The organism is Tepidiphilus olei (genome assembly GCF_006980705.1).
In the GTDB taxonomy this organism is placed as follows: Bacteria; Pseudomonadota; Gammaproteobacteria; order Burkholderiales; family Rhodocyclaceae; genus Tepidiphilus; species Tepidiphilus olei.
In genome coordinates, this window is sequence record NZ_SBHO01000002.1 from 168,273 (window position 1) to 190,475 (window position 22,203).

Sequence of the window (22,203 nt, forward strand, 5' to 3'; positions counted from 1 at the left end):
CTATGCTTCCCCTATAATGAGGGGACGGCGCATTCCGCGCCCTGGCGAGCGGCCCATTCATATGCGCTTCCTTTTTCCGCTCCTTCACCGTGCCGCACGCGCCTCGCCGCGGCGCGAACGGCCCCGAGGCCGCGCCAACGATCCCTCACGGCTGGCGTGGCGCCTGGTCGGGCTTTTCGTCCTCTCACTCGTCATCGTCGCCTCGGCGCACGCCGACTACCGTCTGGGCGTTTTCGGCCATCGCCCGCAAGAGACGCTCCAGCGTCAGTGGCAGCCGCTTGCCGACGAACTCTCGCAAGCGCTCGGCGAGCCGGTCATCCTCGAAGTGCTCACGCCCGAGTCGCTCGATCGCGAGATCGCTGCCCGTCGCATCGACTTTCTCTTCACCAACCCCGTTCACTATATCCAAGAGAAATACCGCCACGCATTCTCCGGCCCCATCGCTACGCTCATCACGGTCGAGCACGGCATCAAGACCGCGGCGCTGGGTGGGGTCATTCTCGTGCGCCGCGACGGCCCCATCCGCCGGCCCGAAGACCTCAAAGGCAGGCGTATCCTCATCCCGGGCGCCAAAGGGTTGGGAGGCTACCTCGCCCAGGCCGGTTGGTTGCTCGAGCGCGGCGTACGGGTGCCCGACGACGTCACCCTCCTGCCCCAGGGCAATCACGACGCGGTCGTCCAGGCCCTGCTCGAAGGCAAAGGGGAAGCAGGCTTCGTTCGTACGGGACTGCTCGAAGCGCTCACGCGCGAGGGACGGCTCGCGCCCGAGGACGAAGCGCGTCTCATGATGCTCGGCCAATGGCACCCGCCAGGTTTCCCCTACAAGGTCACCACCGCGCTCTACCCCGAATGGGCGTTCGTCGCCCTGCCCCACGTCCCGCCCGATGTCGCCCGCAAGGTCGCGCTCGCCCTCTACCAGCTCACCGACCGGCTCGAAGCCGCGCCCGACCCCCGCTTCACCGCCGCAGGCATCGGCGGCTTCACCGTTCCGGCCGACTACGCCGGCGTGGAACGCCTCGCCCAGCGGCTTCGCGTGCCGCCGTTCGAACACGTGGAAGTGGAGTTGCGCGACGTGCTGCACCAGTACACCCTGCCCTTGCTGCTGCTCGTCCTCTCGGGCGTTCTGCTCGCCCTGCTCACGCTGCGCCTGTGGCACACCCGGCGCCAGCTCGAGCACCAACGCGCACGACTCGCCTCTGCGCTCGTCGAGACCCAGACCATCCTCGAGACGGTGGATGAAGCCATCTACGGCACCGACGCACAGGGCCGCTGCATCTTCTTCAACCGCGCCGCCTCCGAAGTGCTCGGTTTCCGGCCGGAAGAAGTCTTGGGTAAGGATCCGCACGAGCTCTTTCACGCGCGGCGGCCGGATGGGCAGCCCTATCCGGCCGAGCACTGCCCCTTGCACCGCGCGCTCGAGGCGGGGCAGAAGGTGCGCCAGGACGACGTCTTCTGGCGGCGCGACGGCCTGCCGGTGCCGGTGCACGTCTCCGCCAGCCCCCGCGTCGAGCACGACCGCGTGATGGGCGCCGTCGTCGCCTTCCACGACATCACCGAGGAAATGCGTCTGCTCGAAGAACTGCGCCGCCTCGCGGCCTACGATCCGCTCACGGGCCTGGCCAACCGCGGCCACCTCGAACAGCGTCTACAGGAAGCCCAATCGGCGGCGCAGCGCCACAAGCGGCCGGCGGCGCTCCTCATGTTCGACCTGGACCACTTCAAGAAGGTCAACGACACCTACGGGCACGCCGTGGGCGACCGCATGCTGCAAGCCTTCGCCCGCGTGCTGCGCCACAACCTGCGCCCTACCGACTTCATCGCCCGCTATGGCGGCGAAGAATTCATCGCCATCCTGCCGGATACCTCCCTCGACACGGCGGTCAAGGTGGCTGAACGGGTGCGGCAGTCCTGGGCCCACACCCAGCTGCCGCTCGACGATCCAGGAAAGGTCCTCAGCGGCACGGTGTCGATCGGTGTCGCCCCCCTCGACCCCGACGCTCCCTTGGACGAGAGCCTGGCACGGGTCGACGAGGCCATATATCGCGCCAAGCGCGAAGGCAGGAACCAGGTCGCCTTGCCTCCCACGGGAAACAAGCGGCTAAAAGCCGGGGGCTGCTCGTGAAACTGCCCTTCGACCGCGCCCGTCGCCGCTGGCTCGGCACCCTCGGTGCGGGGGCGCTCGCCGCCGCCGCTGGGATCGGCGGCTGTACGCCCGAACCGCCCCTGCGCGTCTCCTACCATCTCTGGGCGGGCTACGAGCCGCTGCGCCTCTATGTCGACGCTGCTCCCAGCGCAACGGCCGGCCTGCAGCTCGTTGAAGTCGCGGACGCCGAAGCGCAGCTGCAGCTCCTGCGCCTCGGGCGGGTGGAAGCGGCCATGCTCACGCTCGACGAAGTCCTCCTCGGCCGGGCGCAGGGTCTGGATCTGACGGTCGTGTGCATTCTCGACGTCTCGGCCGGCGCCGACCACGTCATGGCACGCGGCCCCTGCCGCGATGCCTCTGGCTGGCGCGGCGCCCGCGTGGCCGTGGAGCGCATCGGCCCCGGCCGGGTCCTGTTGCAGGCCTGGTGCGAGCACCTCGGGCTCGATCCCCGGCACCTGCAGCGTATTCCCTATTCGCCGCCGCGCCAACTGGAACCCTGGGCGCGGCACGAATTCGACCTCGCCGTGACCTACCAACCCTACGTCGAGCGCCTGCGCCGCCTGGGGGCCGTCTCATGCTTCGATTCCGCCGCCCTGCCGCCGGTCGTGCTCGACGTCCTGGCCGTGCGCAGCGCCGTCCTGCACACGCACGGGAAAGCGATCGAACGCCTCGTGCGGGCCCACTTCCTCGGCCTCGAGTGGATGCGCGACAACGCGATCGACGCGCGCCACCGTCTCGCCCGGCGCTTCGGCCTGGCGCCCGAAGAGGCCTTCACCCCCTTCGTCGGCCTCGTCTTCCCGCCGCTCACGCAGCAGCGAGACTGGCTCGAACGCATGCTCGCCGACTCCGTCGCCACGATCGCGGGGCTGCTGCAGCGCGCCGGGCTGCTCCATGCGGCAGCTCCGCCGGTTCCGGCCTCGGCCCGTTTCCTCCCCCACCCCTCGCCGTGATGCAGGAACGACGCCGATGCAGCCCCCTTTTCGCCTCTCCCTCGCCCTGCGCCTCGCCGCCCTCTTTCTCGGGCTGATTCTGATCGTGCTCGCGGCCGAGAGCTGGCTCGCCTGGCGCAACGCCCGCGAACGCACGCTGGCCGACGCGCAAGAGCATCTGCTGGGGATCGCCGCCACCCTCGTGCGCGCCGCCGAACGCCGCTGGAGCGAGCGCCCCGACGAAGTGCGCGCCGACATCGAATTCCAGGCCACATCCCCCGGGCACCGTGCCACCCTGCTCACCGATGGACAGGGTCGCATCCTCGCCGCCCATCGCCGGGACTGGGAAGGGCTGAGCCTGCCCGACGTCCTGCCAAGCCTTTCCCTGCCGCTTCCGCCGCCTGCGCTGGATGCCTTGCGCTGGCAGATCCAAGGCGATGCGATGCTCCTGGCGGTCCCTTGGATGCTGCCCGAAACCGCGGACACGGCCCCGGGAACGCCGCCCGGGTGGCTGATCCTCTCCTACGATTTCCACACGCTCCTCGCGCAGCGCCTCGCCGAGCACCGCCGCGCTCTGGCCTGGCACGCCGCCCTGCCGGTGAGTGTGATGCTGCTTCTCGGGCTCTATATCCACTATCGCGGTGCCCGCCCTCTCGAAACCCTCACCCGCGCCCTGCGAGCGGTCGCCTCACCCGGGGGCTACCGTCCGCCCGAGCTCGACGGCGCCATCCCCGAAGTTCGCGCCCTGGGCGAGGCGATCGCGCGGACCATGGCCGCACTCGCGCGCCAGCAGGAACGCCTGCGCCAGCTCGACGTCGCCATCGACGCCAGCCCAGCCCAGCTCGTCATCACCGACACCCAGCCCGCCATCCTCTACGTCAATCGCGCCTTCACCGAAGTCACCGGCTACCGCGCCGACGAAGTGCTGGGCAAGAATCCGCGCCTCCTCCAATCCGGCAAGACCCCGCGCGAAACCTACCTCGACCTGTGGACCCACCTGAAGAACGGCCGCCGCTGGAGCGGCGAATTCATCAACCGGCGCAAGGACGGCAAGGAATACGTGGAATTCGCCCACATCGCCCCCGTCTTCGACGACGAAGGAAGCATCACCCATTACGTCGCCGTCAAGCACGACATCACCGAGCAGCAGCGTCTGTCCGAACGTCTGTCCTACCTGCTCACCCACGACCCCCTCACCGGGCTCGCCAATCGCCAACTCCTGCTCGAGCGCATCGCTCTGCGCTTGGTGCAAGGGCAGCACTCCCACGAAAGTTTCGCGCTCATCGTGTTCGACCTCGACCACTTCGCCGCGATCAACGATCGTCTCGGCAGCCATGCCGGCGATGCGATCCTACGGCGGATCGCGCACACGCTCGTCCATAGGCTGACGAACTGTGACACCATCGCCCGGCTCGAATCCGACGAATTCGCCGTGCTCACCGACGCCCAGCCGAGCGCATCCAAGGCCACGGAACTTGCCTGGGAGCTCGCACGCACCATTGCCCATGATCTCGATCGAAGCACTCAGCCACTGCTCGCCGAGCGTTTTCCTCCGACTCGCCTCACCGTCTCCACCGGCATCGTCGTCTTCCCCGACGAGTTCGGGAATGCGCAGGAAGTCCTCGCCGCCGCGGCCCTCGCCCTGCAACACGCATTGCAGTCGCAGGAACCCGGGGCCATCCGCCTCTACGAGAGCCTCAGTGCCGATCTCCTTGCCCGGCGCGGCACCATCGAGCAGGGTCTCAGGGCAGCGCTCGCAGGATCGGACGAGCATCGCCTCGAAGTGCACTACCAGGGGCAATTCGATGCGGCACGCCGGCTCATAGGCGCCGAAGCGCTGTTGCGCTTCACCCACGCCCGGCTCGGGCGCATCCCACCATCGGAGTGCATCGCCGTGGCCGAGCGCAGCGAGCTCATCTTCCTTCTCGGCGCTTGGGTCCTACGCCGCGCGCTCAGCGACGCCATGCGCTGGCGGCAAGAACTGCACTGGGACGGCACTCTGTCGGTCAACGTCTCGGCCCACGGCCTGCGCGACCCCGACTTCGTCGATCGAGTACTCGCACTGCTCGCCGAGACCGGCTACCCGGCCCAGCGCCTGGTGCTGGAGCTCAAGGAAACCACGGCGCTCTCCTACCTGGGTGGCCTGGAAAGGGTCATGCGCCGGCTGGCCGAAGCGGGCGTACGCTGGTCGATCGACGACTTCGGTACCGGGATTTTCGGGCCGCACTATCTCGCCCGTCTCCCCTTGTCGGAGATCAAGATCGACCAATCCTTCATCCAGCGCGCCCCCCACGAAACGCGCACCCAGCGGCTCATCCACGCCATGGTGGAGATGGCGGGCGCTTTCTCGTTCCGCACCATCGCCGAAGGGGTGGAAGACGACGACCAATTGCTGACGCTGCGCGCCTACCCGGAACTGGTGCTCCAGGGCTGGCGCCTGGCCCGCCCCGAACCCGCCGAAGCGTTCGCGCAGCGTCTGGCACAAGCCGCCGGTCAGCGGTAACGCCGATTGCAAATATCCACGCAGATCAGATAAACCCGCATACAATCGACGTTGATCTCGCCCACTCGCCCGCCGGCAGCTCGACACCCGACCATCTGCTCGCCGCACACCTCGACGCATCGGCTCCAGTCGCGGCGCTTTCCTTCGGCCTCCTCGGCCATCGACTCGATGAAACGCTGGTAGCAAGCCGCCAGTTCGACGCGCCTGGGTTCGCCTGGCACCTGGCGCCATTGCGCGCGGCTCAGGGCGCCGATCGCCTGCTCGATGAGCGGGACGTCGTCGCCCTGCACCCAGCCGCCCCGAGCGAGCCATTCCAGCGCGTCACAGTCGATCAGCCGATCCTGGGCCAAGGTGCGCGGCGTCGGCGGCAGGAATCCCGCCTGGATGCGCGCGCATTCGTGCGCAAAGAAAAAAAGCCGCGCCTTGGGCCACAACTCGGGCAAACGCTTCGGGTTGTGCACGATCACCGGCTCGCCGTCGACCACGCGCGTCTCGAAGATCTTGCGCGCGGAAGGATCCTCGCGCACCGCCACGACCCGCTCGCTGGCATCCGTACACGCCGCGAACGGGTCGCCGCCCTCGGACGCTCCTGCCCATGCCGTCACCGACAGGGACCAACCGATCAGTACCGCCGCTACCCACCGCATGTCCGCTCCCATGACCGTCCTCGCCTCATTCACTATAACAACGATTGCCGCGTTCGGCGGGCAATACCTTCACAGCAGTACTTGTCAGTCCTGTGCATTCGGTTTAGACTAGACGGACTAGTCTAATCCAAATCGGCACGTGAGCGACGACAACCGACAAAAAATCCTCGAGGCGGCCTGTACCGTCTTCTCCGAACGCGGCTACCGCGCCTCGCTCGACGAGATCGCGCGTCGCGCCGGCGTCGCCAAGCAAACCGTATACCACTATTTTCCCAGCAAAGACGAACTCTTCGCCCACGCCGTCGAGGCCATGGGAGAAGGCATCCTGGTCTCGCTCGCTCCGCTCGAGGGCGAAACGCTGGCCGACACACTCGCTCGTTTCGCCCAGACGTTCCGCGAACGCGTGCTCGCCGAGCCCTGCATCGCCCTCCATCGCCTGCTCGTGACCGAAGCGCCCCGTTTCCCGGAACTGGCCCGCACCGTCTACGAAGCCGGCATGGGCGAGACGACCCGCCATCTGGCCGCGCTGCTTGCCCGCGCCATGAACGAAGGCCGCCTGCGTCGCGACGACCCTCTCTTTGCCGCCGAACTGCTGTTGAGCATGCTCACCAGCGCCGAGCGCAACCGCCGACTCTACGAATCGCAACACCCCGAAGACGCCCTGCCCGAGCGGGCCGATCGCGTCGTCTCGTTCTTTCTTCGCGCCCTAGCCCCAGAAAAACCAATGACATCGGCCCTCTCGCCGGCCTCCTCCAGGAGCACCACCCCATGAAACCAAGCACCCGCATGCGGCTGGCTCTGACTGCCGCCCTCGTTCTGTCGACTGCCGCCTGTAGCCGCGACGGCGGCGACGCCGCCACGGCTCAGACCGCCCCGCCGCCGGAAGTCGCGGTCCTCGAGGTCCGTTACGGTAGCGCCGTGCTGCGCCGAGAACTCCCCGGCCGGCTCGAAGCCTACCGTACGGCCCAGGTACGCGCCCGCGTCGAAGGCATTCTCGAAAAACGCCTCTTCGAAGAAGGCAGCGACGTCAAGGAAGGGCAGCTCCTCTACCGCATCGACCCGCGCACCTACCAGCGCGCCTTTGAAGCTGCCAAGGCCGACGTCGCCGCCACGAAATTGCTGGTCGACCGCTACCGCCCGCTGGTGAAGATCAACGCCATCAGCCAGCAGGAATTCGACTCGGCCGAGGCCGCCTGGAAGCAGGCCGAAGCGCGGCTTGCCCAGGCCGCGCTCGATCTGGAAAACACCCGGGTGCCTGCCCCCATCGCCGGGCGCATCGGCCGCTCGCTCGTCACCGAAGGAGCGCTGGTGGGCAAAGGCGAGCCGACGCATCTGGCCACCATCGAGCAGATCGACCCAATCTACGTCAATTTCACCCAGCCCAGCTCCGAGCTGCTCGCGCTGCGCGAGGCGCTGCGCTCCGGCCAGTGGAAAGAGGCCGACCGCAGCAACGTGGAGATCGTGCTCGACAACGGCAAGACCTATCCCATCCCCGCCAAGCTCCTTTTCGAGGACGTCTCGGTCGACCCCGCCACCGGTGCCGTGCTCATGCGCGCCCTGGCGAAGAACCCCGAGCACGTGCTGCTGCCGGGCATGTTTGTGCGCGTGCGCCTGCCGCAGATGCAGATGGACAAGGTGATCACCGTGCCCCAGCGCGCCGTGCAGATCAACCCGCAGGGGCACTTCGTGCTGGTGGTCGACGCCAACAACGTGGTCAACCCGCGCGCCATCCGCGTCGGCGGCATGAGCGGTACCGACTGGGTCGTGCTCGAAGGGCTGCAAGAAGGCGAAAAAATCATCGTCGAAGGCTTGCTGAAGGTTCGCGCGGGAGCGCCGGTCAAACCCGTGCCCTGGCAGCCCAAAGACGCGCCCACCGCGGCCGGCGCCAAGTGAGGGTCTGAGCCATGTCCGTCAATTTCTTCATCGACCGGCCAGTCTTCTCTTGGGTCATCGCCATCGTCATCATCCTCGCCGGCGCCCTGGCGCTGCGTTCCTTGCCGATTGCGCAGTATCCCGAAGTCGCCGCGCCCGCGCTGGCGATCTCCGCGAACTACCCCGGCGCATCGGCCGAGGTGATCGAGCAGACCGTCGTCGCCCTCATCGAGCAGGAGCTCAACGGCATCGAGAACCTCATCTACATGGATTCCCAGTCCGAACTGGGGCAAGCGACCATAAACCTCACCTTCTGGCCTGGCACCAACCTCGACATCTCCTCGGTCGAGGCGCAAAACCGCATAAAACGCGTCGAAGCGCGCCTGCCCGACGAAGTGCGCCGGCTCGGCGTCACCGTCAAGAAGATGCGGCGCAACTACCTGATGTTCGTCTCGCTCTTCTCGCCGGACAATTCGCTCGACAACGTCGACCTCGCCAGTTTCGCCTCCACCACCATCCTCGATCCGCTGCGGCGAGTTCCCGGCGTGGGCGATGCCGAGCTCTTCGGCGCCGAATATTCTATGCGCATCTGGGTTGCCCCCGAAAAACTCGACAGCTACCAGGTAACGCCCGGCGACGTCATCAACGCGGTGGCTGCGCAGAACGTGCTGCTGGCGGTGGGCGAGGTCAATGCGCCCCCGGCGGTACCCGGGATGGAATTCGCCGCCACGGTGGTCACGCGCGGGCGCCTGAAAACACCCGAGGAATTCGGCGATATCATCGTGCGGGCCAAACCGGACGGCTCCATCGTGCGGGTGAAGGACGTCGGCCGGGTCGAGCTCGGCGCGCAGGGCTATGAAGTCTTTGCCCGCCTCAACGGCCAGCCCAACGCCGCCATCGGCATCAAGCTCGCCCCCGGCTACAACGCGCTGGAGACGGCGCAGCGCGTGCGCGCCCAACTCGAGGATCTCGCCCAATATTTTCCGCCGGGCATCGACTGGATCGTCCCCTACGACACCACGCCCTTCATCGAGATCTCGATCCGCGAGGTGGTGAAGACGCTGTTCGAAGCGGTGATCCTCGTCTTCATCGTGATGTACCTCTTCCTCGGCAACCTGCGCGCCACCATCATCCCCACCATCGTCGTGCCGGTGTCGCTGCTGGGCGCTGCCGTCGGGCTGTGGGTACTGGGTTACTCGATCAACGTGCTCACGCTCTTCGCCATGGTGCTGGCGATCGGCATCGTGGTCGACGACGCCATCGTGGTGGTGGAAAACGTCGAGCGCGTGATGGCCGAGGACAAGCTCCCGCCCCGCGAGGCAGCGCACAAGGCGATGTCGCAGATCGTGGGCGCCATCATCGGCATCACCCTGGTGCTCACCTCGGTCTTCATCCCCATGGCGTTCTTCCCCGGCTCGGTCGGCGTGATCTACCGCCAGTTCGCGATCACGCTCGTGCTCGCCATGGCGTTCTCGGCGCTCATGGCGCTCACCCTGACCCCGGCGCTGTGCGCCAGCATGCTCAAACCGCACAAAGAAGGCCATGGGGAAAAAGGATTCTTTGGCTGGTTCAACCGCGGCTTTCAAGCCACCACGCGCGGCTACGTCACCGGCGTACGCCGTGTCATCACCCGGCCTTGGCGCTGGATGATCCTCTACGCGCTCATCATCGCCTGTGCCGGATGGCTGTTCGCGCGCCTGCCAGGCAGCTTCCTGCCGGAAGAAGACCAGGGCTACTTCATTACGATGGTTCAGCTGCCATCCGGCGCCACCCAGGAACGCACGCAGGAGATCGTCACTCTGGCCGAACAGTACTTCCTCTCTCAGCCGGAAGTCCAGAACACGATCGGGATCGTCGGGTTCTCCTTCCTCGGTCGCGGACAAAACGCCGGCCTCCTGTTCGTGCGACTCAAAGACTGGAGCGAGCGCACGGCGCCGGAATCCTCGGCCCATGCCCTCATCCAGAAAGCCAACCGACATTTCTTTCCCCTCAAGGAAGCGATCATCTTCGCGATCAACCCGCCGGCCATCCCCGAAATGGCCGCGATCGGCGGGTTCGATTTCCGGATGCAGGATCGCGCCGGTCTCGGTCGCCAAGCGCTCGACGCCGCCAAGGATCAGGCGCTCCAACTCGCGGCTCAAGAACCGCGCCTGACCAACGTGCGCCTGGAAGGGATGCCCCCCGGACCGCAACTGATGCTCGACATCGACCGCGACAAGGCCGAAACCCTGGGCGTATCCTCCGCCGTGCTCAACCAGACGCTACAAGCGATGTTCGGCGTGGCCTACATCAACGACTTCGAGCGACAAGGACGCATCCTGCGCGTGCAGCTGCAGGCCGACGCCCCGGTGCGCATGAGCCCCGAGAACATGCTGCAGGTTTCGGTACGCAACCGCGACGGCAACATGGTCAAGCTCTCCGAGATCGTCAAGACGCGCTGGATGGTCGGCCCTCCCCGGCTCGATCGTTACAACGGCGTGCCGGCGCTCAAGCTCACCGGCTCGCCCGCACCGGGCGTATCGAGCGGCGAGGCGATGCAGGCGATGGCCGCGATCGCCGCCGAACTGCCCACCGGCATCGGCTACGAGTGGTCCGGCACTTCCTTCGAGGAGAACCTCTCCGGCTCGCAGGCGCCGATGCTCTTCGCCATCTCGCTCATCGTCGTGTTCCTGTGCCTGGCGGCGCTCTACGAGAGCTGGTCGATCCCCTTCTCGGTGATGCTGGTGGTGCCGCTCGGCGTGTTCGGTTCGCTGCTGGCCGTCACCTGGCGCGGGCTGCCCAACGACGTGTACTTCAAAGTCGGCCTGGTGGCCATCATCGGGCTCTCGGCGAAGAACGCCATCCTCATCATCGAGTTCGCCCGCGAACTGCACGAAAGCGGCAAGAACCTGATGGAGGCCACGCTGGAAGCCGCCCGCATGCGCTTCCGTCCCATTCTGATGACCTCCATCGCCTTCATCGTCGGCGTATTGCCGCTCGCCCTCTCCACCGGCGCCGGCGCCCAAAGCCGGCACGCGATCGGCACCGGCGTGATCGGCGGCATGCTCGCCGCCACCGTGCTCGCCGTCTTCCTCGTCCCCGTCTTTTTCGTGGTGGTTCGCCGCATCTTTCCCCCCAAGGACGAACACCCCGCCCAGGAGCCCCGTCATGCGTAAGCTGCGCTCTTCCCCCTTGGCGCTCGCCCTGCTGCTGAGCGCAACGGGCTGTTCGATGATGCCGGACTATTTCCGTCCTGAACCGCCGGTCGCCGCGCAATGGCCGGCCTCGGTCGACCCGCGCGGCGAGCGCGACATCGCCGACATGCCCTGGCAGGAATATTTTCCCGATCCGCGCATGCAGGCGCTCATCGCCGCCGCGCTCGAGAACAACCGCGACCTGCGCGTGGCCGTGGCCCGCGTCGAAGAAGCCCGGGCGATGTACCGTATCCAACGAGCCGACCGTCTGCCCAACGTCTCCCTCGACGCCGCCGAGCAGGCTGCCCGTACGCCGGCAGACCTCTCGGCCAGAGAGCGATCCACGACGTCGCACCGCTACGACGTGGGTCTGGGGCTGCTCTCCTTCGAACTCGATTTCTGGGGTCGGGTCGCCAGCCTCACCGAAGCCGCGCGCCAGCAATTCCTCGCCACCGACGAAGCCCAACGCGCTTTCCGTCTCTCGCTCATCTCGGACGTGGCCAATGCCTACCTCTCGCTCAAGGAAGCCGAGGAGAGCCTGGTGCTCGCCAAGGAAACCTTGCGCACCCGCGCCGAGATGCTGACCCTGGTCGGCGAGCGACGCAACGTCGGCGTCGCCTCCGAACTCGACTACCTGCAAGCGCTCGCCTCCTACGAAACCGCGCGCGTGGCCGCCGAGCAGCTCGACCAGCAGCGCGTGGCCGCGGAAAACTACCTGCGCCTGGTCGTCGGTACCGATCGCCACGACTGGCCCGAGGGACGCAGCCTGCGCGAGCAGGATCTGATCGGCAATTTCGCCGTCAACGTCCCCTCCGAAGTGCTCCTGCGCCGTCCCGACGTGCGCGCCGCCGAACGGCAGCTCATCGCCGCCAACGCCAACATCGGCGCGGCGCGCGCCGCCTTTTTCCCGCGCATCACCCTCACGGGGATGTTCGGTACCGCCAGCGCGGCCTTCAGCGGGCTGTTCGACGCAGGCAGCGCCGCCTGGACTTTCCAGCCGATGCTCACCCAGCCGATTTTCGACGCCGGCCGTACCCAGGCGAACCTCGACCTCGCGCTGGTGCGCCAGAACATCGCCGTGGCGCAGTACGAGAGCACCATCCAGCAGGCCTTCCGCGAGGTGGCCGATCTGCTCTCGGCGCGCGAGCGCATCGCCCGCCAGCTCGAGGCCCAGATGGCACTCGAGCGCACCCAACTGCAACGGTTGACGCTCACCGAGGCGCGCTATCGTGAAGGCATCACGAGCTTCCTCGAAGTACTCGACGCGCAACGCGATGCCTTCTCCGCCTCGCAGGCGGTGATCTCGACCCGACGTCAGCTGCTCTCGGCCGCGGCCCAACTCTACAAGGCACTAGGCGGCAGCAGGGAATTCGAGGGAGAACCGATCGTGGCCGCCGCGAACGCTGCGGATGCCCAGGAAATGAAGCAGAGCGCAACCGGCGAGTAACCCCCTCTCCGCGTCCCGAGCGCAAGGGCGCTCGGGCACGCCGGCCCCGGCTTGTCCTCGCCTATAATGGGGAAAAGCATGAGAAAGAGGGGACGATGACCAGCCACCGCCCGAGGCCATCCCGGTATGCGCTTTGCTCGCGGCTGCGCCGCTGCGTCGTCCGATGCTCGATTCTGCCGGCGCTGTTCTTCGTACTGCGCCCCATCTGGGCACAGCAGCTGCCAGACCCTCTGCGACAGCATGCCGTGCCGGCCCTCCTCATCGCGCCCGACGATGGACGCATCCTCGATGCGAACGAAGCTGCGATCGCCTTCTACGGCTATCCCGCCGAGCGGCTGCGCGGCGGCATGACGATCCGTGAGATCAACCAACTCTCGCCCGAAGAAGTGCAGCACGAGATGGCAGACGCGCGGCGGCAGCAGCGCAATTTCTTCGTCTTTCCCCACCGCCTCGCCTCGGGACGAATCGTGGCCACCGAGGTCTATTCGAGCCCGGTGCAGATCGACGGGCGCACCTACCTCCTCTCGCTGATCCTGCCCGAGACGCGGGCAAGCCTTCTGCAGTCTGAACTGGAGCGCTACCAGAACCGGCTCGAGGAGCTCGTTGCCGAGCGCACGGAGGCGCTGCGGCGCACCGAGGCGGCGCGCCGGGAGATTCTCGGCTGGGCAGTGATCGGCCTGGGGCTGCTGCTGCTCCTGCTCGGGGCGGCCTATCTGCGGCTGCGGCGCGCCCAGCATCGGACGCGGCAGTTGGCCGAGGAGCTCGAACTCGCCCTCGAAGGAGCGGGGCTCGGCCGCATCCTGTGGGACGTGGAGCGGCGCGTCGCCACGTTCTGCCCACGGAGCCAGCGCATCCTCGGCCTGCCGGGAGAGCGCCCGATCGACGTGCCGCTCGAAGAATGGGTAGCGATGATCCACCCCGAGGATCGGGAACGGGTGCATCAGGCAGTCGTCGAACATCTCAACCGCAACCGCCCCAACGTGGATCTGCGCTACCGCATCCGCCACGCCGACGGCGGCTGGCGCTGGATCGAGACCTGGGCCCGCGCCGTCGACGGCAACGCGGAAAACCGCCGGATCCGGCGTATCGCCGGGCTGGTGCGCGACGTCACCGATGCCGTGCAGCTGGAAGAATCCCAGCGCATCGCCGCCAGCGTCTTCCACGCCCTCGCCGAGGGCGTGGTGGTCACGGACACCAATCTCGTGATCCTCGAGGTCAACGATGCCCTGCTGCGCATGACCGGTTTTTCGCGCGAGGAAGTGATCGGTGTGCGCATCGCCCCATGGCGCTCGCACCGGCACGACAAGGCCTTCTACGATGCGATGTGGGCCACGCTGCGGGCAAGTGGCAGCTGGCACGGCGAAGTGTGGAATCAGACCAAATCCGGGCAGCCGCTGCCGACGCTGCTTACCATCTCCGCCGTCTACGATGAGCAGCGCCGACCGATCCGCTACGTCGCGGCGATGCAGGACATCACCGCGCTCAAGGCACAGCAGCAGATGCTCGAGCGTCTGGCCTACCACGACGAACTCACGGGTCTGCCCAACCGCGTGCTCCTCAACGACCGCTTGGCGCAGGCACTGGCCGCCGCCCGCCGTCACGACACCGCGGTGGCCGTGGTCTATCTCGATCTCGATGGATTCAAACCGGTCAACGACCGCTGCGGCCACGAGGTCGGCGACGAGGTGCTGCGGCTCACCGCCCGGCGCCTACAAGGAGCACTGCGCGAGACCGACACGCTCGCGCGCATCGGCGGCGACGAGTTCGTCGCCGTGATCACCGATCTCCCTTCGGCCGAAGCCTGGGTGCCGATCGTCGAGCGCATGCTCACCGTCACCCGAATGCCGATCAAGTACGGCGATGAAAGCCTGCAGCTCACCACCAGCATCGGCGTCACCGTCTACCCCGAAGACGACGCCGACCCAGAAGTCCTCCTGCGTCACGCCGACCTCGCGCTCTATCAAGCCAAGCAAAGTGGCAAGAACCGCTATTGTCGTTTCGACGCCCAGCTCGATCGCGAGCAACGCGCGCGCCGCTCGCTGAGCCAGGCGGTGATCGAAGGCATCGAGCGGGAAGAACTGCGGCTCTATCTGCAACCGCGCGTGGAACTGGCGAGCGGGCGCATCGAAGGCGCGGAAGCCCTGGTGCGCTGGCGCCATCCCACGCGAGGATTGCTTGCCCCCGGCGCCTTCATCCCGGCGATCGAGAACGACGAAGCGATCGTGCGGCTCGGCGACTGGGTGCTCGAGCGGGCGTTGGCCCTGCTCACCGACTGGACTCGCCAGGGGCGGGACTGGCTCGTCTCGGTCAACGTCGCCCCCCGCCAACTGCTCGATCCCACCTTTCCCCACCAGCTCGCGGAGCGGCTCGAGCGCTATCCGGACGCCGCCCCCTCGCGCTTAGAACTGGAAATCGTCGAATCGAGCGCGCTCGACGCCGGCCTGGGCATCGAACAGCTGATGACGCAATGCCGCACGCTGGGCGTGCGCCTGTCGATCGACGACTTCGGCAGCGGCTACTCTTCGCTCGCCTACCTCAAGCGTGTACCGGCCCATGCGATCAAGATCGACCAGGCCTTCGTCATCCACTTGCTCGACGAGGCCGACGACTATCGCATCGTCGAAGCGGTGCTGGAACTCGCCCGCACCTTCGACCTGCACTGCGTCGCCGAAGGGGTGGAGACGCTGGAACACGGCGAATACCTCTTGCGGCTCGGCGCCGACGTCGCCCAGGGGTATGGCATCGCCCACCCCATGCCGAAGGCCGACTTTGCCAACTGGGCAATGCGCTGGCAGCACCCGCCCCAGTGGGCACGCTGGCGCGACACCCTGAGCAATCCCCTGTGCCGACGACTGACCCGATTCGAGCTGAGCCACCGTCACTGGTTCGCCCGCCTCGAATACCACCTGCGCGATGGCATCGCGACACCGCCCCCGCAGCTCGATCCGCATCGCTGCGACTTCGGTCATTGGCTCGACGGCGAGGGGCGAGAAATCCTGGCCACCCGGACCGAATTCCCCGCCATCGTGAACACACACGAGGCGATGCACCGTGCGGCGCAAAAACTGGTCGCGGCGGCGAAGACCGGAGCCCCACCCCCCGAGCTGCGAGAGGAAGTCACGGCCCTTCACCGCGAACTCCTTGCCCGCCTGCAAGCGCTCGCGCTCGCCATTCCCCGGCGTGGCTAAACTACTCAGTGCCTCGGCTGACCTCTACACAATGGGCGCGAGCCAGCGCCGCGCCTCCTCGAGCGCCATGCCGCGCCGCCGCGCCCAGTCAGCGAGTTGATCTTCCCCGATCTTGGGAATGGCGAAGTAGCGCGACTCGGGATGGCTGAAGTAGAACCCGGCCACGCTCGCGGCCGGGCGCATGGCGTAGTGCTCGGTGAGCGTCATGCCGGCGCGCGCGGGCGCATCGAGCAGCGCGAACAAGTCGCCCTTCACCGTGTGGTCGGGGCAGGCCGGATAACCCGGCGCCGGGCGGATACCGCGGTAGCGCTCGGCCACCAGCTCTTCGGGCGAGAGCCGCTCCTCGGGCGCGTAGCCCCAGTCTTCCCGCCGCACCCGCTCGTGCAGCCACTCGGCGCAGGCTTCCGCCAGCCGGTCGGCGAGCGCCTTCAAAAGAATGGCGTGGTAGTCGTCGTGCGCCGCCTCGTACTCGGCCAGTTTCTCCTCGATGCCATGCCCCGCGGTCACGGCAAACGCCCCGATCCAGTCCGGCACCCCCGTCTCCTTCGGCGCGATGAAATCGGCCAAGCACAGGTTTGGCTGCCCCGGCGGGCGCTCGTGCTGCTGGCGCAGACCGTTCCACACCATGGCGAGTGCATGGCGCGATTCGTCGACGTAGATCTCGATGTCGTCGCCCAGGCTCGCCGCCGGGAAGAGCCCCCACACGGCGCGTGCCGTGAGCCACCCTTCGCGCACGAGCACCTCCAGCAGGGCGCGCGCCTCGCCATAGACCTGGCGCGCCGTCTCGCCCACCACCGGGTCTTCCAAAATCTGCGGGAAACGACCGGCCAGATCCCAGGTCTGGAAGAAAGGCCCCCAGTCGATGTAGGGCACGAGCCGCTCGAGCGGCACCTCCTCGGCGAATACCCCCAAGCGGTGCGGGCGCGGTGGGGTGTAGGCCGTCCAGTCGGTGCGAAACGCGTTGGCGCGCGCGGCCTCCAGCGGCAGCAGGGTGTAGCCGGTCTTGGCAGCATGCCGCTCGCGGATGCGCTCGTAGTCCTCGCGCACCTGGGCGACGTAGACCTCGCGCTCGCCGGGCGAGAGCAGCGCCGAGACCACCCCCACCGCCCGCGAAGCATCGGGCACGTACACCACCGGCCCCTCGTAGTGCGGCGCGATCTTCACCGCCGTGTGGGTGCGGCTCGTCGTCGCCCCCCCGATGAGCAGAGGTACCGTAAAGCCCTGCCGCTGCATCTCGGCGGCCACGTGCGCCATCTCTTCGAGCGAAGGGGTGATGAGGCCGGAGAGCCCGATCGCATCCGCCTTCAGTTCACGCGCCGCGGCGAGGATCTTCTCGCACGGCACCATCACGCCCAGGTCGTGCACCTCGTAGCCGTTGCAGGCGAGCACCACGCCCACGATGTTCTTGCCGATGTCGTGCACGTCCCCCTTCACCGTGGCGAGCACGAGGCGCCCTTTGGTATGCCCGCCCGTCTTCGCCTTCTCCGCCTCGATGTAGGGCAGCAGGTGCGCCACCGCCAGTTTCATCACCCGGGCGGATTTCACCACCTGAGGCAGGAACATCTTGCCCGCGCCGAAGAGATCCCCCACCACGTTCATGCCGGCCATGAGCGGCCCCTCGATCACCGCGAGCGGCCCCTTTCCCTCGGCGGCGAAGCGCGCGCGCAGCTCCTCGGTGTCCTCGACCACGTGCTCGGTGATGCCCTTGACGAGCGCATGTTCCAGACGCTTTTCCACCGGCCAGGCGCGCCATTCCTGCACTTCTTCCGCCCTGGCCTCGCCCGTCTGCAGGGTCTGGGCGTAGGCCACCAGCTCCTCGGCCGCGCCGGGGCGGCGGTTGAGCACCACGTCTTCGACGAGCGTGCGCAGCCGCGGCTCCAGCTCGTCGTAGATGCCCAGCTGCCCGGCATTGACGATGCCCATGGTGAGTCCGGCGCGGATGGCGTGATAAAGGAAGACCGTGTGGATGGCCGCGCGCACCGTTTCGTTGCCGCGGAAGGCGAAGGAGACGTTGGAGATGCCGCCGCTCGTCTTGGCGTGCGGCAGATGCCCGTGGATCCAGCGCACCGCCTCGATGAAGTCGACGGCGTAGTTGTCGTGCTCGGCAATCCCCGTGGCGATGGCGAACACGTTGGGATCGATCACGATGTCCTCGGGCGGAAACCCGTCGGCCACCAGCAGCCGATAGGCGCGCTCGGCGATCTCGATCTTACGCGCGAAGGTATCGGCCTGGCCGCGCTCGTCGAAGCACATCACCAGAACCGCCGCGCCATGGCGCCGCGCGAGCCGCGCCTGCGCGAGGAACGTCGCCTCTCCTTCCTTGAGCGAGATCGAATTGACGATGCCCTTGCCCTGCAGGCATTTGAGCCCCGCCTCGATCACCTCCCACTTGGAAGAATCGACCATCACCGGCACGCGCGCGATGTCCGGCTCCACGGCCACGAGCCGCAGGAAGCGCGTCATTGCCGCGGCGGAATCGAGCATCGCCTCGTCCATGTTGACGTCAATCATCTGCGCGCCGGCCTCCACCTGCTGGCGCGCCACCGACAGCGCTTCATCGTACTTCTCTTCGAGGATGAGGCGGGCGAACTTCTTCGAGCCGGTGACGTTGGTACGCTCGCCCACGTTCACGAAGAGCGAATCCGGCCCGATCTCGAAGAGATCGAGCCCCGCGAGCCGCATCACGGGCTTCGCCTGGGGCAGCGGGCGCGGCGCGCGGCCTTCCACGGCCTGCGCGATCGCCGCGATGTGCGCCGGCGTCGTGCCGCAGCAGCCGCCTACCAGATTCACCCAACCCGCCTCGACCCAAGAGACGATCTCCGCGGCGAGCGCCTCGGGCGTCTCGTCGTAGCCGGTGGGCGAGAGCGGATTGGGCAGCCCCGCGTTGGGATGGGCCGAAACGAAGGTGGTGCAGATGCGCGCGAGCGTCTCCACGTGCGGACGCAGCTCGCGCGCACCCAGGGCACAGTTGAGCCCGAAAGTGAGCGGGCGCGCGTGCGCGAGCGAAGCCCAGAAGGCTTCCGGCGTCTGCCCCGAGAGCGTGCGCCCGGCCGCATCGGTGATGGTGCCGGAGATCATCACCGGCCAGCGCCGGCCATGCTCTTCGAAGAGACGCTCAAGCGCAAAGACCGCCGCCTTGGCGTTCAAGGTATCGAACACCGTCTCGATGAGCAGCAGGTCCGCTCCGCCCTCCACCAGAGCGCGCGCCGACTCCAGATAGTCGGCCGCGAGCGTGTCGAAGTCGATGGCGCGAAAGCCGGGATCGTTCACGTCGGGGCTCAGCGACAGCGTCTTCGAGGTCGGGCCGATGACGCCGGCCACGAACCGGGGCTTGTCCGGCGTGCGCGCGCTGTACTCGTCGGCGAGCGCGCGAGCGAGCCGCGCCGCCTCCCGGTTGATCTCGTAGGCCAGATGCGCCAGACCGTAATCCGCCTGCGAGGCGCGCGTGGCGTTGAAGGTGTTGGTCTCGATCACGTCCGCCCCGGCCTCCAGATAGGCGCGGTGGATCTCGCCGATCACCTCCGGGCGCGTGAGCACCAGGAGATCGTTGTCGCCCTTGAGCTCCACCGGGTGATCCTGCAGCCGCTCGCCGCGAAAATCGTCCTCGGTGAGCCGATACTGCTGGATCATGGTACCCATGGCGCCGTCGAGCACCAGCACGCGCTCGCGCAGCAGGCGCGCGAGTTCCTCGGTCCGGTCCGCTTGCATGCCTCTTTCCTCCACAAAAAGCGAAACGCCCGTGAAGCCAGCCGGCGGCGGGGCCTCACGAGCGTCGTTGTCCTGTCCGAGCCTGGCGGCGGGGCGCCGCTGCAACGCTCCTCGGAAAGTCTCGTATTTTACGGCAAGAATTCCTCGAGCAGGGTGTTGAGCAAACGCCAGCCGCGTTCGGTAGGAGCGATGCGCCAGGCAAGCGGCTCGACCAGACCTTGGGCTTCGAGCCGCGTCCAGCGCGGTGCGAGCGCCTCCAAAGACAGCCCCGTGCGCGCCGCGAACCACTCCCGCGGCACCCCCGCGCGCAGCCGCAGCGCGTTCATGAGGAACTCGAAGGGCAGCGCCTCGGGTGCCACCCTCGATTCCTCCTGCACGAAGGGCGCACGCGCGGCGAGGTAACGGCGCGGATGCTTGTGCTTCATACGCCGCACGATGCCCTCGGGCGTGCTGAGCTTGCCGTGCGCCCCCGGCCCCACGCCCAAGTAATCGCCGAAACGCCAGTAGTTGAGGTTGTGCCGGCAGGCTTCGCCTGGTAGGGCCCAGGCCGAGACCTCGTAATGGACGAAGCCGGCACGCGTAAGGCGATTTTCCACTGCCTCCTCGATCGCCGCCATCTCCTCGTCGGCAGGAAGCGGCGGGGGCGATGCGGCAAAAGGCGTGTTCGGCTCGATCGTGAGCTGATAGCAGGAAAGATGCGTCGCCCCGCCGGCGAGCGCCGTCTCCACGTCCGCGAGCGCCGCCGCCGGGCTCTGGCCGGGCAGGTCGATCATCAGATCGACGTTGACGCGCGCGAAGGTACGCACCGCCGCCGCGAGCGCGGCGCGCGCCTGGGCGCCGTCGTGGATGCGTCCCAACCGGCGCAAGGCGGCATCGTCGAAACTCTGCACCCCCAGCGAGAGCCGGTTCACCCCGGCCTGCGCGTAGGCCGCGAAGCGCGCCGCTTCGAAGGTGCCGGGATTCGCCTCCAGCGTGACCTCGGCGTTTGGCGCGAGCGGCAAGCGCCGTCGAATCGCCGCCATGAGCCGCGCGAGCGCCTCGCCCGAGAGCAGGCTCGGCGTGCCGCCGCCAAAGAAGATCGTGTCGATCGGCCGCCCGCCGGCGCGCTCGGCCTCGGCCTCGAGGTCGGCTTCCAGCGCCGCGAGGAATTCCGCCTCGGGCACCTCGCCTGCGAGCGGATGCGAATTGAAGTCGCAGTAAGGGCACTTGCGCACGCACCAGGGCACGTGCACGTAGAGCGACAGCGGCACCCGCGCCGGATCGAGCGCGCTCAAGCGCCCTCCCGCGCGAGCCGCGCCCGCAGCCGGCGCAAGGCCCGGCCGCGGTGGCTCAGGCGATTCTTCTCCTCGGGGGCGAGCTCGGCCGCGGTCTTGCCCCATTCGGGCAGATAGAAGAGCGGATCGTAGCCGAATCCGCCCTCCCCGCGCGGCGCCGTGAGGATCTCTCCCCACCAACGTCCCTCGGCCACGAGCGGCAGGGGATCGTCCGCCGTGCGCAGAAAGACCACGCAGCTATAGAAAAACGCCCGCCGCGCCGCGCCTTCCAGGTCCTGCATCGCCGCGAGCAGCGCCGCGTTGTTGCGCGCATCCGACCGGGGCTCTCCCGCGAAGCGCGCCGAGTGCACCCCGGGCGCCCCGCCGAGCGCCGGCACCGCCAGGCCCGAATCGTCGGCGATCGCCGGCAGGCCCGCAGCGGCCGCCGCGTGTCGCGCCTTGGCGAGCGCATTTTCCAGGAACGTCGGATGCGGCTCCTCGGCCTCCGTAATGCCCAGCGCCCCTTGCACCAACACCTCCCAGCCGAGCGGCGCGAGCAGCGCCTCGAGCTCGGCCGCCTTCTTCGCGTTGTTGCTCGCGAGCACCACCCGCCGCTTGCCCGAACTCACGCCCGGCTCTCCCGCTGGGCGGCGAGCAGCTCGCCGATGCCTTTCTCGGCGAGCGCGAGCATCGCCTCGAGCGCACCCCGACCGAATGCCCCATGCTCGGCCGTGCCCTGCAATTCGACGAAACCGCCCGCGCCGGTCATCACCACGTTCATGTCGGTGTCGCAGGTGGAATCCTCGGCGTAATCGAGGTCGAGCAACACCTCGCCCCCCACGAGCCCCACCGACACCGCCGCCACCTGGTCGCGCACGGGCGAAGCCTCGAGCACCCCACGCGCCACCAGCGCATCGCACGCATCGGCGAGCGCCACCCAGGCCCCCGTGATCGCCGCCGTGCGCGTGCCGCCGTCGGCCTGCAGCACGTCGCAATCGAGCACGACCTGCCGCTCCCCCAGCGCCGCCAGATCCACCACCGCGCGCAGCGAGCGCCCGATCAGGCGCTGGATCTCCAGCGTGCGCCCGCCCTGTTTCCCTTTGGCCGCCTCGCGCGGCGTGCGCGTGTGCGTAGCGCGCGGCAGCATGCCGTATTCAGCCGTCACCCAGCCCTGCCCCGTCCCCTTGAGGAAAGGCGGCACGGATTCTTCCACGCTCGCGGTGCATAGCACCCGCGTGCGCCCGAAAGATACCAGCACCGAGCCTTCGGCATATTCCGTAAACCCCCGTTCGATGCGCACCGGACGCAGTTCGTCGGCGCGCCTACCATCATGCCTCATG

At 67.9% G+C, this 22,203-nt stretch carries 13 protein-coding genes and 1 riboswitch; of the genes, 8 read left to right on the forward strand and 5 right to left on the reverse strand.

Features of this window, described 5'->3' with window-relative positions; genetic code table 11:
- Positions 1-61: 61 nt before the first annotated feature.
- The 3 genes from EPD80_RS03935 to EPD80_RS03945 are packed head-to-tail and all read left to right on the forward strand — an operon-like array spanning position 62 to position 5,575.
- A complete protein-coding gene (locus EPD80_RS03935; RefSeq protein ID WP_185957697.1) occupies positions 62-2,122 on the forward strand; it encodes a diguanylate cyclase in 2,061 nt (686 codons plus the stop codon).
- Entirely contained in the window at positions 2,119-3,093 is a 975-nt protein-coding gene (locus EPD80_RS03940) for an ABC transporter substrate-binding protein (RefSeq protein ID WP_185957698.1), read from the forward strand. Before EPD80_RS03935 ends, EPD80_RS03940 begins: the two co-directional genes overlap by 4 nt.
- A gap of 16 nt (positions 3,094-3,109) precedes the next feature.
- Positions 3,110-5,575, forward strand: a complete 2,466-nt coding sequence (locus EPD80_RS03945) for a putative bifunctional diguanylate cyclase/phosphodiesterase (protein WP_185957699.1) — start codon at positions 3,110-3,112, stop codon at positions 5,573-5,575.
- Here EPD80_RS03945 and EPD80_RS03950 read toward each other — a convergent pair.
- Positions 5,566-6,234, reverse strand: coding sequence for a hypothetical protein (locus EPD80_RS03950; protein ID WP_142809600.1), 669 nt, complete (start codon positions 6,232-6,234; stop codon positions 5,566-5,568). The genes EPD80_RS03945 and EPD80_RS03950 overlap by 10 nt on opposite strands.
- A 127-nt stretch (positions 6,235-6,361) precedes the next feature.
- Between EPD80_RS03950 and EPD80_RS03955 the strand changes: the two genes are divergently transcribed.
- The 5 genes from EPD80_RS03955 to EPD80_RS03975 all read left to right on the forward strand — a co-directional run bounded on the left by EPD80_RS03955 (position 6,362) and on the right by EPD80_RS03975 (position 15,902).
- The gene (locus EPD80_RS03955; RefSeq protein WP_142809602.1) at positions 6,362-6,994 is read left to right on the forward strand and encodes a TetR/AcrR family transcriptional regulator; all 633 of its coding nucleotides are present in this window, start codon (positions 6,362-6,364) and stop codon (positions 6,992-6,994) included.
- Entirely contained in the window at positions 6,991-8,115 is a 1,125-nt protein-coding gene (locus EPD80_RS03960) for an efflux RND transporter periplasmic adaptor subunit (protein ID WP_142809604.1), read from the forward strand. The genes EPD80_RS03955 and EPD80_RS03960 overlap by 4 nt, the downstream gene beginning before the upstream one ends.
- An 11-nt stretch (positions 8,116-8,126) precedes the next feature.
- Entirely contained in the window at positions 8,127-11,249 is a 3,123-nt protein-coding gene (locus tag EPD80_RS03965) for an efflux RND transporter permease subunit (protein WP_142809606.1), read from the forward strand.
- On the forward strand, positions 11,242-12,714 hold the full coding sequence (locus EPD80_RS03970; protein WP_142809608.1) for an efflux transporter outer membrane subunit: 1,473 nt from the start codon (positions 11,242-11,244) through the stop codon (positions 12,712-12,714). Before EPD80_RS03965 ends, EPD80_RS03970 begins: the two co-directional genes overlap by 8 nt.
- A gap of 95 nt (positions 12,715-12,809) precedes the next feature.
- Entirely contained in the window at positions 12,810-15,902 is a 3,093-nt protein-coding gene (locus EPD80_RS03975) for an EAL domain-containing protein (RefSeq protein WP_142809610.1), read from the forward strand.
- A gap of 24 nt (positions 15,903-15,926) precedes the next feature.
- Here EPD80_RS03975 and metH read toward each other — a convergent pair whose 3' ends face one another.
- The 4 genes from metH to rph all read right to left on the reverse strand — a co-directional run bounded on the left by metH (position 15,927) and on the right by rph (position 22,202).
- Complete coding sequence (gene metH / locus EPD80_RS03980; RefSeq protein ID WP_142809612.1) at positions 15,927-19,610, reverse strand: methionine synthase; 3,684 nt, start codon at positions 19,608-19,610, stop codon at positions 15,927-15,929.
- 52 nt (positions 19,611-19,662) lie between these two features.
- Positions 19,663-19,729: riboswitch (S-adenosyl-L-homocysteine riboswitch) on the reverse strand.
- Positions 19,730-19,738: 9 nt separating this feature from the next.
- Complete coding sequence (hemW, locus tag EPD80_RS03985; protein ID WP_221928832.1) at positions 19,739-20,884, reverse strand: radical SAM family heme chaperone HemW; 1,146 nt, start codon at positions 20,882-20,884, stop codon at positions 19,739-19,741.
- The gene (gene rdgB, locus EPD80_RS03990) at positions 20,881-21,492 is read right to left on the reverse strand and encodes an RdgB/HAM1 family non-canonical purine NTP pyrophosphatase (RefSeq protein ID WP_142803732.1); all 612 of its coding nucleotides are present in this window, start codon (positions 21,490-21,492) and stop codon (positions 20,881-20,883) included. The genes hemW and rdgB overlap by 4 nt, the downstream gene beginning before the upstream one ends.
- Entirely contained in the window at positions 21,489-22,202 is a 714-nt protein-coding gene (gene rph, locus EPD80_RS03995) for a ribonuclease PH (RefSeq protein ID WP_142803733.1), read from the reverse strand. Before rph ends, rdgB begins: the two co-directional genes overlap by 4 nt.
- Position 22,203: the final 1 nt, after the last annotated feature.

Excerpts from the sequence above, each read along its gene's own strand:
- EPD80_RS03935 (WP_185957697.1), top strand. The coding sequence starts at position 62 with ATGCGCTTCCTTTTTCCGCTCCTTCACCGTGCCGCACGCGCCTCGCCG.
- EPD80_RS03945 (WP_185957699.1), top strand. The coding sequence starts at position 3,110 with ATGCAGCCCCCTTTTCGCCTCTCCCTCGCCCTGCGCCTCGCCGCCCTC.
- EPD80_RS03950 (WP_142809600.1), bottom strand. The coding sequence starts at position 6,234 with ATGGGAGCGGACATGCGGTGGGTAGCGGCGGTACTGATCGGTTGGTCC.
- EPD80_RS03960 (WP_142809604.1), top strand. The coding sequence starts at position 6,991 with ATGAAACCAAGCACCCGCATGCGGCTGGCTCTGACTGCCGCCCTCGTT.
- EPD80_RS03965 (WP_142809606.1), top strand. The coding sequence starts at position 8,127 with ATGTCCGTCAATTTCTTCATCGACCGGCCAGTCTTCTCTTGGGTCATC.
- EPD80_RS03970 (WP_142809608.1), top strand. The coding sequence starts at position 11,242 with ATGCGTAAGCTGCGCTCTTCCCCCTTGGCGCTCGCCCTGCTGCTGAGC.
- EPD80_RS03975 (WP_142809610.1), top strand. The coding sequence starts at position 12,810 with ATGACCAGCCACCGCCCGAGGCCATCCCGGTATGCGCTTTGCTCGCGG.
- metH (WP_142809612.1), bottom strand. The coding sequence starts at position 19,610 with ATGCAAGCGGACCGGACCGAGGAACTCGCGCGCCTGCTGCGCGAGCGC.
- rph (WP_142803733.1), bottom strand. The coding sequence starts at position 22,202 with ATGAGGCATGATGGTAGGCGCGCCGACGAACTGCGTCCGGTGCGCATC.